The 16,319-nt window shown below is 35.7% G+C and carries 16 protein-coding genes; 15 read left to right on the top strand and 1 reads right to left on the bottom strand.

Going from position 1 to position 16,319, the window contains the following annotated elements; genetic code table 11:
• Positions 1-5: 5 nt before the first annotated feature.
• Positions 6-2,381 carry a DNA translocase FtsK gene (locus K5Q07_RS04375; protein ID WP_220729856.1) on the top strand — a complete coding sequence of 792 codons (2,376 nt, stop codon included), beginning with the start codon at positions 6-8 and terminating at the stop codon, positions 2,379-2,381.
• A gap of 37 nt (positions 2,382-2,418) precedes the next feature.
• Here K5Q07_RS04375 and K5Q07_RS04370 read toward each other — a convergent pair whose 3' ends face one another.
• A complete protein-coding gene (locus tag K5Q07_RS04370; RefSeq protein WP_080695541.1) occupies positions 2,419-2,538 on the bottom strand; it encodes a DUF4044 domain-containing protein in 120 nt (39 codons plus the stop codon).
• A gap of 116 nt (positions 2,539-2,654) precedes the next feature.
• Here K5Q07_RS04370 and K5Q07_RS06875 point away from each other — a divergent pair, with 116 nt between their 5' ends.
• The 14 genes from K5Q07_RS06875 (at position 2,655) to K5Q07_RS04300 (ending at position 16,114) form a co-directional block, all read left to right on the top strand.
• Positions 2,655-3,005: a DUF3397 family protein gene (locus tag K5Q07_RS06875; protein WP_220729855.1), complete on the top strand. Its 351-nt coding sequence runs from the start codon at positions 2,655-2,657 to the stop codon at positions 3,003-3,005.
• A 172-nt stretch (positions 3,006-3,177) separates the two neighbouring features.
• Positions 3,178-3,603, top strand: a complete 426-nt coding sequence (gene mraZ / locus K5Q07_RS04360; protein WP_034531808.1) for a division/cell wall cluster transcriptional repressor MraZ — start codon at positions 3,178-3,180, stop codon at positions 3,601-3,603.
• Positions 3,604-3,621: 18 nt separating this feature from the next.
• Positions 3,622-4,569 (top strand): 16S rRNA (cytosine(1402)-N(4))-methyltransferase RsmH, encoded by a 948-nt coding sequence (rsmH, locus tag K5Q07_RS04355; RefSeq protein ID WP_220729853.1) that lies wholly within the window; start codon positions 3,622-3,624, stop codon positions 4,567-4,569.
• Between the two features lie 20 nt (positions 4,570-4,589).
• Positions 4,590-4,967, top strand: a complete 378-nt coding sequence (locus tag K5Q07_RS04350; protein ID WP_220729852.1) for a cell division protein FtsL — start codon at positions 4,590-4,592, stop codon at positions 4,965-4,967.
• Complete coding sequence (locus K5Q07_RS04345; protein WP_220729850.1) at positions 4,964-7,117, top strand: penicillin-binding transpeptidase domain-containing protein; 2,154 nt, start codon at positions 4,964-4,966, stop codon at positions 7,115-7,117. The genes K5Q07_RS04350 and K5Q07_RS04345 overlap by 4 nt, the downstream gene beginning before the upstream one ends.
• 21 nt (positions 7,118-7,138) lie before the next feature.
• Positions 7,139-8,095 (top strand): phospho-N-acetylmuramoyl-pentapeptide-transferase, encoded by a 957-nt coding sequence (gene mraY / locus K5Q07_RS04340; protein WP_220729848.1) that lies wholly within the window; start codon positions 7,139-7,141, stop codon positions 8,093-8,095.
• A 23-nt stretch (positions 8,096-8,118) separates the two neighbouring features.
• Positions 8,119-9,498 carry a UDP-N-acetylmuramoyl-L-alanine--D-glutamate ligase gene (gene murD, locus K5Q07_RS04335; protein WP_220729846.1) on the top strand — a complete coding sequence of 460 codons (1,380 nt, stop codon included), beginning with the start codon at positions 8,119-8,121 and terminating at the stop codon, positions 9,496-9,498.
• Positions 9,498-10,589 (top strand): undecaprenyldiphospho-muramoylpentapeptide beta-N-acetylglucosaminyltransferase, encoded by a 1,092-nt coding sequence (gene murG / locus K5Q07_RS04330; protein ID WP_220729844.1) that lies wholly within the window; start codon positions 9,498-9,500, stop codon positions 10,587-10,589. The genes murD and murG overlap by 1 nt, the downstream gene beginning before the upstream one ends.
• Positions 10,590-10,604: 15 nt before the next feature.
• Positions 10,605-11,492 (top strand): cell division protein FtsQ/DivIB, encoded by an 888-nt coding sequence (locus K5Q07_RS04325; RefSeq protein ID WP_220729842.1) that lies wholly within the window; start codon positions 10,605-10,607, stop codon positions 11,490-11,492.
• A 109-nt stretch (positions 11,493-11,601) separates the two neighbouring features.
• Positions 11,602-12,963 (top strand): cell division protein FtsA, encoded by a 1,362-nt coding sequence (gene ftsA / locus K5Q07_RS04320; RefSeq protein ID WP_220729896.1) that lies wholly within the window; start codon positions 11,602-11,604, stop codon positions 12,961-12,963.
• A gap of 29 nt (positions 12,964-12,992) precedes the next feature.
• The gene (gene ftsZ, locus K5Q07_RS04315; RefSeq protein WP_220729840.1) at positions 12,993-14,228 is read left to right on the top strand and encodes a cell division protein FtsZ; all 1,236 of its coding nucleotides are present in this window, start codon (positions 12,993-12,995) and stop codon (positions 14,226-14,228) included.
• A gap of 38 nt (positions 14,229-14,266) precedes the next feature.
• Positions 14,267-14,671 (top strand): cell division protein SepF, encoded by a 405-nt coding sequence (locus K5Q07_RS04310; RefSeq protein WP_220729838.1) that lies wholly within the window; start codon positions 14,267-14,269, stop codon positions 14,669-14,671.
• 1 nt (position 14,672) lies between these two features.
• Positions 14,673-15,455, top strand: coding sequence for a YlmH family RNA-binding protein (locus K5Q07_RS04305; protein WP_220729836.1), 783 nt, complete (start codon positions 14,673-14,675; stop codon positions 15,453-15,455).
• Positions 15,456-15,472: 17 nt separating this feature from the next.
• Positions 15,473-16,114: a DivIVA domain-containing protein gene (locus K5Q07_RS04300; RefSeq protein WP_220729834.1), complete on the top strand. Its 642-nt coding sequence runs from the start codon at positions 15,473-15,475 to the stop codon at positions 16,112-16,114.
• The last annotated feature ends 205 nt before the right edge of the window (positions 16,115-16,319 follow it).

The raw sequence follows: 16,319 nt of genomic DNA, 5'->3' as shown, positions 1-16,319 counted from the left end.
TCAATTTGGCAAAGAGAAAAACAAGCGCGCGTAAAAAGAAAAAATCAACCACTAATGCCAAATTATTTAATATCGATAGCAAGTATCAAAATCATATTATTGGATTTGTTATGATTTTGGTTAGTGCATTCAGTTTGTTTAAATTAGGCTTTTTAGGAATCACTTTCGATAATATCGTTAGATTCTTTATTGGGGATAGTAGTCTATTTGGATTATTGATTGCACTAGTAGTCGGTTTTATCTACCTAATTAAGGGACCAAAGCTGGAATACAATAAGCGTTGGATAATTGGTGGAACCATCTTTTATCTTGGCTTAACACTGTTTATGTCAGCATTATTGTTCTCTGGCAGTAAAGACAGTGCCTTCATCTCAAAGACATTATCTTCACTTAGCTACGATTTCATTCACCTAACTGACGCATCATCTGTCGGTGGTGGAATGATTGGTGCATGCTTATTGGTAGTATTTGACTTTCTGGTTTCTATTCTTGGATCAGAAATTTTATCAATTATTATGATGATAATTGGATTGGTTGTTTTCTTTAACGTTCCAATGAATAAGGTGATGGATAACGTTAGAAAATATTCGGAAGAATCATCAGACAAGCTTGGTTCAGCGATTGAAAAGCGTAAGCAACGCCGTTTAGAAGAAAATCAAGCTAAAAAAGATGCTGAAGATGATGACTACAAAGACGATGATTCAATGTCCAGAGTCAAAAGAAGACAGCATTCATCATCACAAGAAGAAAAACCAAACATCAAGTTTTCGGGTTGGATGGACAATGATACTGACAAGCCAGATGTAAAGAGTAAACCAGAAGCGAACCTAGATCGTTCAAACTTTAAGTCAGCAGATGACTACAATGAGGATACTAGAAATAAACCAAAGCTATCTGAAATTATCAATGGTCACACAGAAGACAATAGTAAGGGAATTGATATTAAAGATATTGATGACACTAACTATCAACTGCCACCAATCGGTTTATTATCTGATGTGGCTAGAAGTGATCAAAAAGATGAAGTTAAGAATATCGATCACAACACAACCGTATTGAAGAAGACGTTGAATAGTTTTGGCGTGGATGCCGAAATTAAAAACGTTAATCTGGGACCTTCAGTTACCGAATACGAATTACATCCTGCAATCGGTGTTAAAGTTAGCAAGATTGTTAATTTAGCAGATGACCTAGCATTAGCACTGGCTGCTAAGGATATTCGTATTGAAGCACCAATTCCTGGTAAGTCATTAATCGGAATTGAAGTACCAAATAAAAAGGTTGCAATGGTGTCATTTAAGGATGTCGTTAAGACTTCTCAACAATCTAAACATGGCTTATTGACGGTTCCATTGGGAAGAAACGTTAGTGGGGATGTTATTACAACTGACTTAACTAAGTTGCCACACTTGCTAATTGCTGGTTCCACTGGTAGTGGTAAGTCCGTTGCCATCAACGGAATTATTACTAGCATTTTAATGAATGCCAAACCAAGTGAAGTTAAGATGATGCTAATCGATCCTAAGAAGGTTGAATTGGGAATTTACAATGGCATTCCACATTTGCTTTCACCAGTTGTTTCTGAACCAAAGAAGGCTGCAAGAGCTCTTAACAAGGTTGTCGCAGAAATGGAACACAGATATGACTTGTTTGCTAAGCATAATCAAAGAAAGATTAGTACTTTTAATGAATATGTAAAAGGGATGACCGAAGAAGAACGTGGCGATTTAAAAACACTTCCGTATATTGTAGTAGTTGTTGATGAATTGGCCGACTTAATGATGACAGTTTCCAATGACGTTGAGGGCGCCATTATTCGATTGGCCCAAATGGGACGTGCTGCCGGGATCCACATGATTTTAGCAACTCAACGTCCATCAGTTGATGTTATTACTGGTTTAATTAAGTCTAATGTTCCATCTAGAATTGCTTTCGCGGTTTCAAGTGGAATCGATTCTAGAACCATCCTAGATACTAATGGTGCTGAAAAACTATTAGGTCGTGGGGATATGTTATACCTACCAATCGACAAGAATAAGCCAAGCCGTGTGCAAGGTGCATTTATATCTGATCAAGATGTTGAAAATGTGGTAGATTATATTAAGGAACAACAACCTGCCGATTACGACGATAATATGATTGTTACGGATGAAGAAATCAAGGTTGATGAAGAAAATGAAGACCAAGATGATTTGTTTGATGACGCACTAGCCTTTGTTGTAAAGGAACAAAAGGCTAGTACATCATTACTACAACGTAATTTTAGAATCGGTTATAATCGTGCGGCTAGAATTATTGATGACTTAGAGCAACGTGGTTACATTGGCCCTCAGGAAGGAAGTAAACCAAGAGAGGTTTATAAACAACCTGATAATGACTAAAAAATGGAACCCATCATTTTGATAGGTTCCATTTTTATTAGTTTTCAAATAGTTGGAAGGCAGCACCTAGTACTAAACCGCCAACAGTTGAGATAATCATTAACCAGACAAAAATCATGGTAATGATTTGAAATCTGGATTTCTTTTTCTTAGCCATTATTAACACCACTTTCCGCAATTAATAATATATTTTAAAGTTTACAGTTCATAAGCGAATAATGCAAACTAATTCATATTGAGGTGATTCTTATTTCTCCGTTTGGATTTTTGACCATGATATTAGTACAGGTGGTATTCTTATTTCTATTTTCTTTACTGTTCAATATCATCAAAAAAATTATTAGCAAACTTTATAAGATTTCGATTAGAGCGAGCGATTTCTTTCCAATAATCATGAGTTATTATATCTACCAATTATCACTGGATAAACACGATCAATCATTCTTACCATATGTGTGGTTGGGGCTTGTTATCATTGGGATTATCTACGCAATCTACTATTTATTAACACGTAGTAATGCCAAAGTGGGGATTTTCTACAAATTTTGGTGGAGATTCTCAATAATCTACTTTTTTGTGGTCTGGCCCTCCACCATTTTGATAATTGCAGCAAAAACGCTTTAAAACCTAGAGCTACCAACGTTGGTAGCTCTTTTTTTATTGCCTAAAATTAGTATATTTTAATCTAAATGTGGTGAAAATTAGTACATGTTGGAAGAAATTTAATAATAAGGTGGTACGAAGTGGTGGATAGTGGTAAAATCAAGGTAATATAAATTGGAAGGAGTGAAGAAGCGTGTTAATGGGTGAATATGAACATTCAATAGATTCAAAAGGGCGCTTGATCATTCCTTCCAAGATTAGATCAGAAATAGGTGCTAACTTCATCATCACACGTGGCCTCGATGGATGTTTATTCGGCTATCCTATGGATGAATGGAAAAAGGTTCAAGAAAAGATTAATCAACTTCCTGTAAGTAAGAAGTCAGCAAGATACTTTTCTCGTTTTCTATTTTCAGCTGCTGATGAAAGCAAGGTTGATAGCCAAGGAAGAATTAACATTCCAGATACTTTGATTAACTATGCAGGTATCGAAAAGAAATGTGTGATTGTGGGAGTTTCCACAAGAATTGAAATCTGGAGCAAGGAAAAGTGGGACGAATTCTCAGCAACTGCTGGTGAAGAGTTCGACGATATTGCTGAAGACTTAATTGATTTTTAGAAAAGAAGGTGACTAATTATGACAGAATTTCATCATGAAACTGTACTACTTAAAGAAGCAGTTGACGGACTAAATATTAAACCAGACGGTGTTTATATCGATTGTACCCTCGGTGGGGGAGGCCATAGTGCCCGAATTTTGTCACAATTAACATCTGGTCATCTTTACTCATTCGATCAAGATGAAGTGGCAATCGAATATAACAAAACTAACCTCAAGCAATACATAGAAGAAAATAAGGTTACCTTTGTTAGAAGCAACTTTAGATACATTCAAGAAGAAATGAACAAATTAGGCATTCAATCAGTGGATGGCATTTTATATGACTTAGGGGTTTCATCTCCACAGTTTGATGACGCAAGTAGAGGCTTTAGTTATCAACACGATGCTAGACTGGATATGCGAATGGATCAGAGAAATCCACTAGATGCATGGAAAATCGTTAATGAATGGCCATACGAAAAGTTAGTGAAGATTTTCTTCCGTTATGGGGAAGAAAAATTTTCTAAGCAAGTTGCCAGAGCAATTGAAAGGAACCGAGAAAACCATTCAATTGATACAACCGAACAACTTGTTGACGTAATTAAGGGAGGAATTCCAGCTGCGGCAAGACGCCACGGTGGACATCCTGCTAAGAAAGTCTTTCAGGCATTGAGAATTGCCGTCAACGACGAGTTAGGTGCGTTGGAAGAATCATTGGAAAAGGCAATCGATTTAATTGATGTAAATGGAAGAGTAAGTGTAATTACGTTCCAATCATTAGAAGATCGATTAGTTAAGACAATGTTTAAGGAAAAGACCACAATTGAAGATTTACCAAGTGGTTTACCGATTATTCCAGATAACATGAAACCTGATTACAAACTAATTAATAGAAAACCAATACTACCGAGTGATGATGAACTGAGAGATAATCATCGTTCGCACAGTGCAAAATTGAGAGTTATTGAGAGAATTAATAAATAATAGAGAGAAGAGTTAATCTGATGGCACAAAATAATCTAGCTAATAGCGTATACGCTACCCCTGGTTATTACTCCGCAGGGGAACAACAAAAACAACAAAATCCAGAAGTAAAATCAAATGTAAGACTTGGATTGTCAAAATTTGAAAAAACTGTTGTAATATTGGGATGTTCACTTGTATTCTTTTTGATGGTTGGTTTAGTTGGTGAAAAGATCTCACTAGGTAACCATGCCGAAGAACTTCAAGTAACAACTAATTTATTAGGCAAGGTTAAAGATGATAACAGTACACTAAAACAAGAAGTTAGTGAACTTCAAAGCGGAAATCGTCTACAAAAAATTGCTAAACAAGCCGATTTATCTTTGTCCAATAAAAACGTAAGGAATGTTAGCAAATGAATAAATTAAATAATCGGAACAAACAAAAAAAACGCCGAGAAAACCGTAGCCGCTATGGACAATTTTTACTATTGCTATGTCTAGGCGTTTTTTTGTGTATGGTATTGAGATTTACATATGTATCAGTATTTAAAAACGTTGGTGGGTACAATCTAAGCGAAATGGCTAAGAGTTTGTATACCCAAAGTAACGTTATTTCTGCTAAGCGAGGAACTATTTACGATGCTAATGGGCAACCTCTTGCTGAAGATACTAACGTTTATACTATGTATGCAATTTTGAATAAGAAACAGGTTGGATTGGATAACAAACCAATGTACATCACAGACAAGAAAAAGGCTGCTAAAGCCATTTCTTCTGTTTTGCCAATTTCTTATAATCAAGCATTGAAAGATCTTTCTCCAAATACCAATGCTTTCCAAGTGGAATTTGGTTCAGCGGGTACTAACATTTCGTTAACTCAAAAACAAAAATTAGATTCATACCACATTTCTGGTTTGAACTTCTTACAACAACCTTCAAGATTATATCCAAACGGTGTCTTTGCTTCTCACATCATTGGATATGCTTCCGCTAATTCCGATTCCAGTAAAAGTAAAGTATCTTTAACTGGTCAAATGGGAATCGAAAAAGTATATAACGAACTATTAACTGGTAAGAACGGATACAAGACCAGCCAACTAAATAATGCTGGGGTAGAGGTCGATAACGGTCAAAGCGTCAATAAGCCAGCCAAGAATGGTGATGACGTATACACTACCTTGGATTATCGTCTTCAATCATTACTAGAAACTGAAATGACCAGTGTTTACAACCAGGTTCATCCAAAGACAATGAACGCCGTCTTGATGAATGCTAAGACAGGTGATATTTTAGCTGCTACTCAACGTCCAACGTTTAACGCTACTACTAAGCAAGGACTAAGCAACATTTGGCGTAATACGTTGATCCAAGATTCATACGAACCAGGTTCAACAATGAAGATTTTCACTGTAGCGTCTTCTATCAATAGTGGTCACTATAATGGAAATGCCACATATCATTCTGGTAAATACTTAGTTGACGGTAAGATTGTTCCCGATTGGAATACTAACGGTTGGGGAAACATTACCTATAATAAAGGGTTTGCGCTATCAAGTAACGTTGCCATGGCTCATCTAGAACAACAAATGGGTGCCAAGACTTGGCGCAATTACATGAGCAGATTCCAATTCTTTACTTCAACTAATCTAGGTTTCCCTGGAGAAGAAACAGGAAGCGTTCAATTCAACTACCCAATCGAACAAGCTAATACAGCTTTTGGTCAAGGTATTCAAGTTAATGCAATGCAAATGATGAGAGCTTTAACTTCAATTGCTAACGGTGGTACAATGTTACAACCAAGACTTGTTACAAAGATTGTGGATCCAAAGACTAAGAAAGTCATTAAGTCATTTCCAAAGAAGGTAGTTGGCCATCCAATTACCTCAAACACAGCTAAACAAGTTATTCAACATATGGAAGATGTAGTTTACAAATCATATGGTATTGGTGGAGCGTACAAGATTCCTGGCTACAAGATTGCCGCCAAGACTGGTACTGCCCAAGTCAGTGATGGTAAATCAGGATATGAATCTGGTGATGATAGTTACCTATATTCAGTTGCCGGAATTGCACCAGCAAATAATCCAAAATACATCTTATATATAACAATGAAGCAACCTCATTTAACTGGTACGAAGACAGCTTCACAACTAATGGCTGAAATCTTCAATCCAGTAATGAGATTAGCATTGGAAGAAAACGTAAATGCTGAAAATGATAATAGTCTAAAGGTTCCAAACATCACTGGTAAATCAACCAGTGAAGCAAAAGAAAAACTAAAAGCTGCCGGCTTGAAATACGCAATTGTTGGTGACGGGGATAAAGTGTTAGATCAATCAATTGATGCCAACGAAAAAGTTTCAAAGAATCGTATGGTAATCGTTCAAACCAATGGTAGTAAGACAATGGCTAACCTAAAAGGCTGGTCTAGATATGATGTTGCCACTTACTGTCGAATGGCCGGTATTGATTCTGAGCTTGATGGTGATGGTTATGCATACAAACAATCTGTTAAACCAGGGGCAAGTCTAGATGGTGGAACCAAGGTAACCATAAAATTTAAATAGGGGATTGAAATCAGGATGTTTATGAATATTGTTTTACCAATCATAATTAGTTTTTTAATTACATTAATCTTTATGCCATCTCTAATTGGCTACTTCAGAAGAAAGCACGAAGGCCAAATGATTAGGGAAGAAGGTCCTAAGTGGCATGAAAAGAAATCAGGAACACCTACAATGGGGGGTCTTCTTTTCATCATTGCAATTATTATTGCATCACTAATTAGTGGTGGGGTTGCTCACATGATGAATCCAACGCTATTAATCCTATTGTTTATCTTAGTGTTATATGGATTATTAGGAATGTGGGACGACAGCATTAAGTTATTTAGACGTCAAAATGAAGGTCTAAAAGCATGGCAAAAATTAGGTGGACAAATTGTTGGTGGATTAATTTTCACCGTTGTTTACGCTAAACACTTCCCATTGGCATTAAAGATTCCATTCATGGGTGACTTACACCTAGGTTGGTTCTATGCAATTTTCATCATCTTCTACCTAACTGGTTTCTCAAACGCAGTTAACTTAACTGATGGTTTAGACGGACTAGTTAGTGGATTATCAATCATTGCCTTTTTAGCATATGCAATAGTTGCATTAGTACAACACCAAATGGATGTTGCCATCTTTTGTTTTGCTGTTGTTGGTGCTTTATCAGCATTTATGGTATTTAACCACAAGCCAGCTAAAATCTTCATGGGTGACATGGGATCATTAGCACTAGGTGGTTCATTAGCTGCTGTATCAATCCTAGTCCATCATGAACTTTCATTGATTTGGATTGGATTTATGTTTGTATTGGAAACATTAAGTGTAATGATTCAAGTTACATCATTTAAACTTACTGGTAAGAGAGTGTTCTTAATGTCACCAATTCACCACCATTTTGAAATGTTAGGTTGGTCAGAATGGAAGATTGATATTGTCTTCTGGTCTGCAGGTGCTATTTTGGCAATTACCGGAGTTTTATCAATTATTTTATAATAATATTTTTGGGAGCATGAATTATGAAAAATATTGACGATTATCAAAATAAAAATATTTTAGTCTTAGGTGCTGGAATGAGTGGAATCAATGCAGCTAAATTATTAAAAAAATTAAACGCTAACGTTTGGTTAAATGACGCTAATCCTTTGAAATCGGACGTAAAAGAAGGTTTAGAACAAAATGGCGTTGAGGTAATTGATGCTAAACAAAGTCCAAAGATTTTAGATGATTACAATTTTGATCTAATCGTCAAGAACCCTGGAATTTTCTACGATAATGAATTAATTAAGGAAGCAATTAAAAGAAATATTGAAATCACCGTTGAGGTTGAAATTGCCAGTCAAATCAGTGAAGCACCAATCGTGGGAGTTACTGGTAGTAATGGTAAAACAACTGTTTCAACTATGATTAATGACATCCTAAACGAAGAAAGAACAAGCGGTCATTCATACGTTGCCGGAAACATTGGGGTTCCAGCAAGTACTGTTACCACTAAGGCAACTAAGGATGATGATATCGTCTTAGAACTATCTAGTTTCATGTTAGTGGGGATTAAGACATTACATCCACACATTGCCGTTTTAAACAACGTCTTCTCTAATCATCTTGACTACCATAAGACCAGAGAAAACTACGTTAATGCCAAGATGCGCATTACTGAAAATCAAAATGAAAACGACTTTTTCGTCGTGAACTTTGATAATGAAGAATGGCGTGAACTAAGCAAACGTAGTAAGGCCAAGGTAGTTCCTTTCTCATACGATGCAATAAATACTGACGGTGCATACGTGAAGGATGAACAAATCTTCTTTAAAGATGAATTTGTTATGAATGTCGATGAAATCCGAGTTCCTGGACAACAAAACGTTCAAAATGCATTAGCAGCCATCGCTGTTGCCAAAATTATGGGTAAGAGCAATTCTGCAATTAAGAAAGCATTGAGCACATTTGGTGGTGTCAGACACCGTGTGCAATATGTATTAACTGCTGATGGTAGAAAGTTCTACAATGATTCAAAAGCAACCGACATTGAAGCAACTCAAGTTGCTTTAAGAAGTTTTAAAGATAACGTTGTTTTAATTGCCGGTGGATTAGATCGTGGATACACCTTTGAAAAGTTGGAAAAAGATTTTTCAGATCATGTTAAGGCAATCACTTTGTTTGGGGAAACCAAGGACTTACTAGCTGACACTGCTAAAAAGGCCGGTGTTAAAAATATCAAGATTGTTAACAACATGAAAGAAGCAGTTGACGAAGCTTGGTCAATGAGTGATGAAGGAGATATTGTTCTATTGTCTCCAGCTAACGCTAGTTGGGATCAATATGATACCTTTGAACAAAGAGGGGACGAATTCATCCAACTAGTAGAACAAAAAACAGGTAGAAAGGAAGAAAACTAATGAGACTAATGATTTCAGGTGGAGGAACCGGTGGCCACATCTATCCTGCACTAGCATTAATTGAAGAACTTCGCAGAGTTGATCCCGATGCTGAAGTTTTATACGTTGGATCAACTAGAGGCTTGGAAAAGGATATCGTTCCAAAGCACAACATTGCTTTTGAAGAATTAGAAATCCAAGGATTCAAACGTTCTCTTTCTTTATACAACGTAAAAACTGTTAGTTTGTTTTTAAAGAGTCTACATAAATCAAAGAAGTTAATTAAGAAATTTAAACCAGATATCGTGATTGGAACTGGTGGATACGTTTCTGGTGCCGTTGTATATGCCGCATCACAAATGAAGATACCTACAATGATTCACGAACAAAATAGCGTGGTTGGTTTAACCAACCGTTTCCTAAGCAAACACGTTGATAAGATTGCAGTTGGATTCGAAGATGCTATCAGTCAATTTCCAAAGGAAAAGACGGTATACACTGGTAACCCACGTGCCCAACAAGTTGCTAATCTAAAGTCAGATTTTTCTTGGGATCAATATGGATTAAAAAATGATGTCCCAACACTTTTAATCTTCGGTGGTAGTCAAGGTGCATTGAAGATTAACAAAGTTGTTTGCGAAAGTATTCGTCAATATAACGAAAAGAATTATCAAGTGGTATTCGTTACTGGTAAAAAACGTTATGACGATGTGATGGAACAATTAAAGGGGCAAAAAATCAATGACAATGTTGTCATTAAGGATTACATTGCTGACATGCCAAATGTATTACCAAAGGTTGATGCAATTGTTGGTAGAGCGGGTGCTACTAGTTTAGCCGAAATTACCGCACTTGGAATTCCATCAGTTTTAATTCCAAGTCCATACGTTACTGCTGACCATCAAACTAAGAATGCATTAAGTTTGGTTAAGAACGATGCCGCTTTAATCATTACTGAAAATGATTTAAATGCTAAAACATTGATTGAAAATTCTGACTTTATCATGAATGATAAAGAAAAGAGAAATGAAATGGCTGAGAACTCAAGAAAAATGGGTTGTCGTGATGCCGCAAGTCGTCTGTTGGAAGTTGCAAAATCAATTTGTCATTAATGGAGGAACTCTACCATGAAGTCTAAATTATTTTCCTCAAAAAAATCCTCGAATAGGACTTCAAGAATATCCGATGATTTTGTTGAATTGCATAAGCAAAAGAGAAGAAACAAAATGAAATCTTCTTCATATATCATCATTCCATTAGTCGTTCTATTATTAATTTTGATTTATTTGGTTTCTCCTTTAAGTCAAATTAGTAGTATTAGCATTAAAGGAAATGGGTATATCTCTCAAAAAGAAATCAAGAGAGAACTTCAGTTAGATGAAGGGGACAGTATTTTTAAAGTTATTGGTCATAAAAACAATATTAACCAAAGAGTCGTTAATGATGATCATCGCGTTAAATCGTTAGATTTTAAATTTACGGGATTTAATCATCTTTCTGTTGAAGTTTCACCATATAAAGAAATCGGCTATGAAACTCGTGGCAACAAGCAGTATCTAATATTAGAAAATGGAAAGGTTACTAATATTGCTGTAAAGAATCCTAATGATTCTAAGATGCCCTATATAGTAAAATTTAATAATCAATCATTATTAAAATCAATGATTGAAAAGTATTTGAAGCTCCCTAAAGACGTTAGAGACAACGTTCGTGTGATTTCATACTCACCAACTAAGGTGTACACAGATGAACTACACGTTTACATGAGAGATGGTAATCGAGTTATTATCTTATTGCACGATTTTAATTATAAGATGGGATTTTATCGCTCGATTGCTACTCAGTTAAAGACAAAAAGTGTTATTAATTTAGAGGTTGGTGCATACTCATTCCCAATCAATGATGAGAAAAAAAGTAGCAAAACTCCCGCTAAAACAAACACTAAAATCAAGCTAAATGAAACGCTAAATAAGGATGCTAAGAAAACAACAGCGACAACTAAAAAAAGAAACTAATAATGGTTCTTTAGAGTTGTCTGCTCTTGTGTTAAAATTAACTTATAACTAACTTAAATATAAAATAGAGTATCTAAGAATAATTATGCTTAATTGGAGGTTCCCTTAGATAATGAATTCAGAAATGTATGTTGGATTGGATATTGGAACTACGTCAATTAAAGTGATTGTTGCCGAAAAGGTAAAAGGCCAAATGAACGTTTTAGGTTTAGGAAATGAACGTTCAGAAGGTGTTAGTCGAGGCATCATCGTTGATATTGACAAGGCTTCTGAATCAATTAGAAGAGCTGTTAACCAGGCAGAAGAAAAAGCTGGTATTCAGATTCATGATGTAATCGTTGGTATTCCTGCCAACCAATTAAAGATTGAACCATGCAGCGGTATGGTTGCTATCTCAGATCAATCAAGAGAAATTTCAGATGAAGACGTTAAGAACGTTACTGTATCTGCAATGATTAAAAATCTACCACCAGAAAGAGAAATTATGGATACCTTAGCTGACGAATTCATCGTTGATGGATTTGATGGTATTAAGGACCCAAGAGGTATGGTTGGTGTCAGACTTGAAATGAAGGGTCGCATCATTACCGGACCAAAGACTATTATTCATAATATTAGAAAAGCTGTTCAAAGAGCTGGATTAAATCCATCTTCAATCATCAACATGCCATTAGCACAAGGCATGACTATCCTAGATGATGGTGAACAAGACTTCGGAACTGTTCTTATTGATTTAGGTGGTGGCCAAACAACTGCTTCTGTTGTTCATGATCACCAACTAAAATTCACTACTGTAGATAGTGAAGGTGGGGAATACATTACTAAAGACATCTCTGTTGTGCTAAATACTTCATTGGAAAGTGCCGAAAAGGTCAAACGTGATTATGGTTACGCTGATGAAATAGAAGCTTCAGAAAGTAATGAATTTCCAATCGAAGTTGTTGGTCAAAGCCAACCAGTTAGAATTTCTGAAAAATACTTAGCTGAAATCATTCAAGCTAGAGTGGATCAAATCTTCACTAGAATGTACAAGAGTTTAAGCAGTATTTCTGCTTTAAACCTACCTGGTGGGATTGTTTTAACTGGTGGAGTTGCAGCTTTACCTGGAATCTCAGAATTAGCAGCCGATAGATTTGATACTAACGTTAGAGTCTACATTCCAGATCAAATGGGATTAAGACATCCATCATTTTCACTTCCATTGTCACTAGTAACTTATCGTGCTAACATGAGTGAAATTCAAGTGTTAGTAAGATCATCACTAGAGGGCAAAACTGTAGTGAACAACACTCAATCCAATGATGATTTCATTGGTAATGATTATGGTGATGATGTAATCGATAACTCATCTGATTACATTCAACAAGATAATCAACCACAACAACCAAGTAAACCTAAAAAGTCAAAATCAAAACTAGCTAAAAGCACTAAGGGAAGACTTAAACGCTTTTATCAAGACTTTTTCGAATAAAATAACAGAAGTACACGGAGGAAGTTAAAATGGAATTTTCATTAGATTCTACTGAAAACCAAGGCGCAAAAATTAAAGTTATTGGTGTAGGTGGCGGTGGTAGTAATGCCGTTAACCGTATGATTGCTGAAGATGTTAAAGGTGTTGAATTTATCGTTGCAAATACCGATGTTCAAGCATTAAACACATCAAAAGCAGAAACCAAAATCCAATTAGGACCTAAGCTAACTCGTGGTTTAGGTGCAGGTTCAGATCCAGAAGTTGGAACTAAAGCTGCTGAAGAAAGTGAAGAAGCTATTTCAGAAGCACTTCAAGGTGCAGACATGGTATTCGTAACTGCCGGAATGGGTGGTGGTACTGGTAACGGTGCTGCTCCAATCGTTGCAAAAATTGCTAAGGACTCAGGTGCCTTAACTGTTGGTGTTGTTACTAGACCATTTACTTTTGAAGGACCAAGAAGATCTAAATACGCTGCTGAAGGTGTTTCAGCATTGAAAGAAAACGTTGATACTTTAATCGTAATTGCCAACAACCGTCTACTAGAAATGGTTGATAAGAAAACACCTATGATGGAGGCTTTCCAAGAAGCTGACAACGTATTAAGACAAGGTGTCCAAGGTATTTCAGACTTAATTACAAGTCCTGGTTACGTTAACTTGGACTTTGCTGATGTTAAGACTGTTATGCAAAACACTGGTTCAGCACTTATGGGTGTTGGTACAGCTACTGGTGAAAACAGAACTGCTGAAGCAACCAAGAAGGCTATTTCTTCACCATTATTGGAAGTTTCAATCGATGGTGCAAAACAAGTATTATTAAACATTACTGGTGGTCCAGATATGTCACTATTTGAAGCACAAGATGCTTCAGATATTGTTGCTCAAGCTGCAACTAGCGATGTAAACATTATCTTCGGTACTTCAATTGATGAAGACTTAGGCGACGAAATTAAGGTTACTGTAATTGCTACAGGAATCGAAACTAGTCCAGAAGAACTGCTAAATGGCCAAGCAGGTCGTCCATCAAGAACTTCTGAAACTCCTGGTAAGGTAGTTAGCCCAAGACATCACAAGGAAGACCAAGGTAACGTTAGAACAAGCGACGAAAATGCGGACAGCGGCAAGCCAGCTGATACACGTTTTGAAAACGTACAAAAGAAAGAATTTGATCCATTTGATGCTAACAACTCAAGTGATAATCAAAAAGATGATAAATCAAGCGATGATGATTTACCTCCATTCTTCAAATTCCGTCGTAAGAACTAATAACTTTTTTTAGATTTCTTTGAAGGGAATGAATTGAAATGACAGCTAAATTTAGTTTTAGTAAATTCTTCGGTACTGATTATGATCAAGACGAAGACGTTTACGAAGAAGATAACTCCCAAGTGGAGAACAATGATAAGGTAGTTTCAATTAGCAAAAACTCAAGTCAAAGTCGTGGAAGTAAAATTTCTGTCTTTGAACCTAAGATTTATGCTGATGTAAAAACAATTGCGCAAAAATTAATCGATAACAACGCTGTAATCATTAATTTTGATGCTGCTAGTGATGAAGCAACTAGAAGAATTATTGATTTCTTAAATGGAGTTGTTTTCACTATTGATGGAAATATTGAGAGAATTTCTGAATTAGTCTTTCTTTTCACTCCACATAACTACTACGTAGACGGAGAAATCAGAAAAGAAATGAACGAACGTTTAAGATAAAATGGATAAAAATATTGAACAACATTTTAGAAAAGAAGAGGTTCCATTCATCGATTCTTGTGCAGATTTAATTGATGAATCAATTAATCAGTATCGTCCAATATTAACTAAGTTTTTAAATCCCAGACAGGTTTATATTTTAACGACTTTAGTTAACCGTCACAGTGATTTATCTGTTGCTTTTTTCGGAGGTTATCCTAATTCAGAAATGAAGAGGGGCTTGATATATCCTGAATACTTCGAACCATCTGAAGATGATTATCAAGTGAAATTATTCGAAATTAGATATCCAGTAAAGTTCTCAAAACTACGTCATAGTAAGATATTGGGGACTTTATTAGGTTCAGGTGTTGAAAGGTCAACGATTGGAGACATTCTAACTGATGGAACAAGATGGCAATTATTATGTACAAGAGAAATTGCTGATTTCTTAAAAATGCAAATTAACTCAGTTGGTAAAACCAAGGTTTCACTAATTGAAACAAAATTTTCTGACGTGATAACGCCGGAAAATGAATGGAGAGATGAATCGACGACTCTATCATCATTTAGAATGGATAACTTAATCTCTGAAGGATTTAATATTTCTAGAAATGATGCTAAAGAGTTAGTCAGTCATCAAAAGGTTCACCTTAACTGGGCAGTAAACAGTCGACCTGATTACGAAATTACAACACACGATATTGTCTCAGTTAGAAGATTTGGTCGAATTCGTATAAAGCGCCAGGAAGGTCAAACCAAAAAAGGTAAATATAGAGCCATTATTTCTGTATTAAAAAAATAGGTTGGAGGAGAGATACAATGGTACTTAGCCCACAAGATATTCATAATAAAGAGTTTTCTGTAAAAATGAGAGGTTACAATATTGACGAGGTAAACGAATTTTTAGATCGTATTATCAAGGATTACCAATTAACTTTATCCGAAAATGTCGATATGAAGAATCGTTTAAAACAAGCTGAAGATGAACTAAAATACTTTAATGGTATGAAGGATTCATTAAATCAATCAATTATCATTGCACAAAACGCTGCTGATAAGGTTAAGGTTGAAGCTCAAAACGAAGCTAACAGCGTAACTGAACAATCAAGAAAACAAGCTGATGAAATTTTGAATGATGCTAGCGTAAAGGCTAAAGACATCGTTGAAAATATCTCAAACCAATCTAAAGCACTACTTATTGCAAATGATGATTTAAGAAAGACAACTGAATCATTTAGAGAAAAAATCAGAACTTTACTTGAAAGCCAAATGCAATTTGTTAACAGTCCAGAATGGGATCAAATGATTTCCGGAATTGACGGTAACTTCGACAAGGTTAATGAACAAATTAATAACCTTGACAATTTTAAGGAAACAGTTGTACAATCTGAAAGTAAAGAAATGCCAGCAGATGCAACTATTAAGATTTATCCTGATGGCTCATTCAAAGCAATTGAATAACTTGAGATAGAGAATAGAAAGCTTAGAATTCGAAACAATATAGCGAGCTGACAAATGGTGGGAGGTCAGTTGTAAATCATTCTATGCAGATCACCTCTGGTTAATCTCTTTTAATGTAGTAAATAAAGATGGGATATTATTTTTTAATGTCCTAATTTGGGTGGTACCGCGGAAGACTTCGTCCCTTGTGATGAAGTCTTTTTTT

Source organism: Apilactobacillus zhangqiuensis, assembly GCF_019656215.1.
GTDB lineage: Bacteria > Bacillota > Bacilli > Lactobacillales > Lactobacillaceae > Apilactobacillus > Apilactobacillus zhangqiuensis.
This window is presented reverse-complemented; position numbering and strand designations above follow the sequence as displayed.

Coding starts and splice junctions, on each gene's coding strand:
- K5Q07_RS04370 (WP_080695541.1), bottom strand. CDS start 2,538: ATGGCTAAGAAAAAGAAATCCAGATTTCAAATCATTACCATGATTTTT.
- K5Q07_RS06875 (WP_220729855.1), top strand. CDS start 2,655: ATGATATTAGTACAGGTGGTATTCTTATTTCTATTTTCTTTACTGTTC.
- rsmH (WP_220729853.1), top strand. CDS start 3,622: ATGACAGAATTTCATCATGAAACTGTACTACTTAAAGAAGCAGTTGAC.
- K5Q07_RS04350 (WP_220729852.1), top strand. CDS start 4,590: ATGGCACAAAATAATCTAGCTAATAGCGTATACGCTACCCCTGGTTAT.
- K5Q07_RS04345 (WP_220729850.1), top strand. CDS start 4,964: ATGAATAAATTAAATAATCGGAACAAACAAAAAAAACGCCGAGAAAAC.
- mraY (WP_220729848.1), top strand. CDS start 7,139: ATGAATATTGTTTTACCAATCATAATTAGTTTTTTAATTACATTAATC.
- murD (WP_220729846.1), top strand. CDS start 8,119: ATGAAAAATATTGACGATTATCAAAATAAAAATATTTTAGTCTTAGGT.
- murG (WP_220729844.1), top strand. CDS start 9,498: ATGAGACTAATGATTTCAGGTGGAGGAACCGGTGGCCACATCTATCCT.
- K5Q07_RS04325 (WP_220729842.1), top strand. CDS start 10,605: ATGAAGTCTAAATTATTTTCCTCAAAAAAATCCTCGAATAGGACTTCA.
- ftsZ (WP_220729840.1), top strand. CDS start 12,993: ATGGAATTTTCATTAGATTCTACTGAAAACCAAGGCGCAAAAATTAAA.
- K5Q07_RS04310 (WP_220729838.1), top strand. CDS start 14,267: ATGACAGCTAAATTTAGTTTTAGTAAATTCTTCGGTACTGATTATGAT.
- K5Q07_RS04305 (WP_220729836.1), top strand. CDS start 14,673: ATGGATAAAAATATTGAACAACATTTTAGAAAAGAAGAGGTTCCATTC.
- K5Q07_RS04300 (WP_220729834.1), top strand. CDS start 15,473: ATGGTACTTAGCCCACAAGATATTCATAATAAAGAGTTTTCTGTAAAA.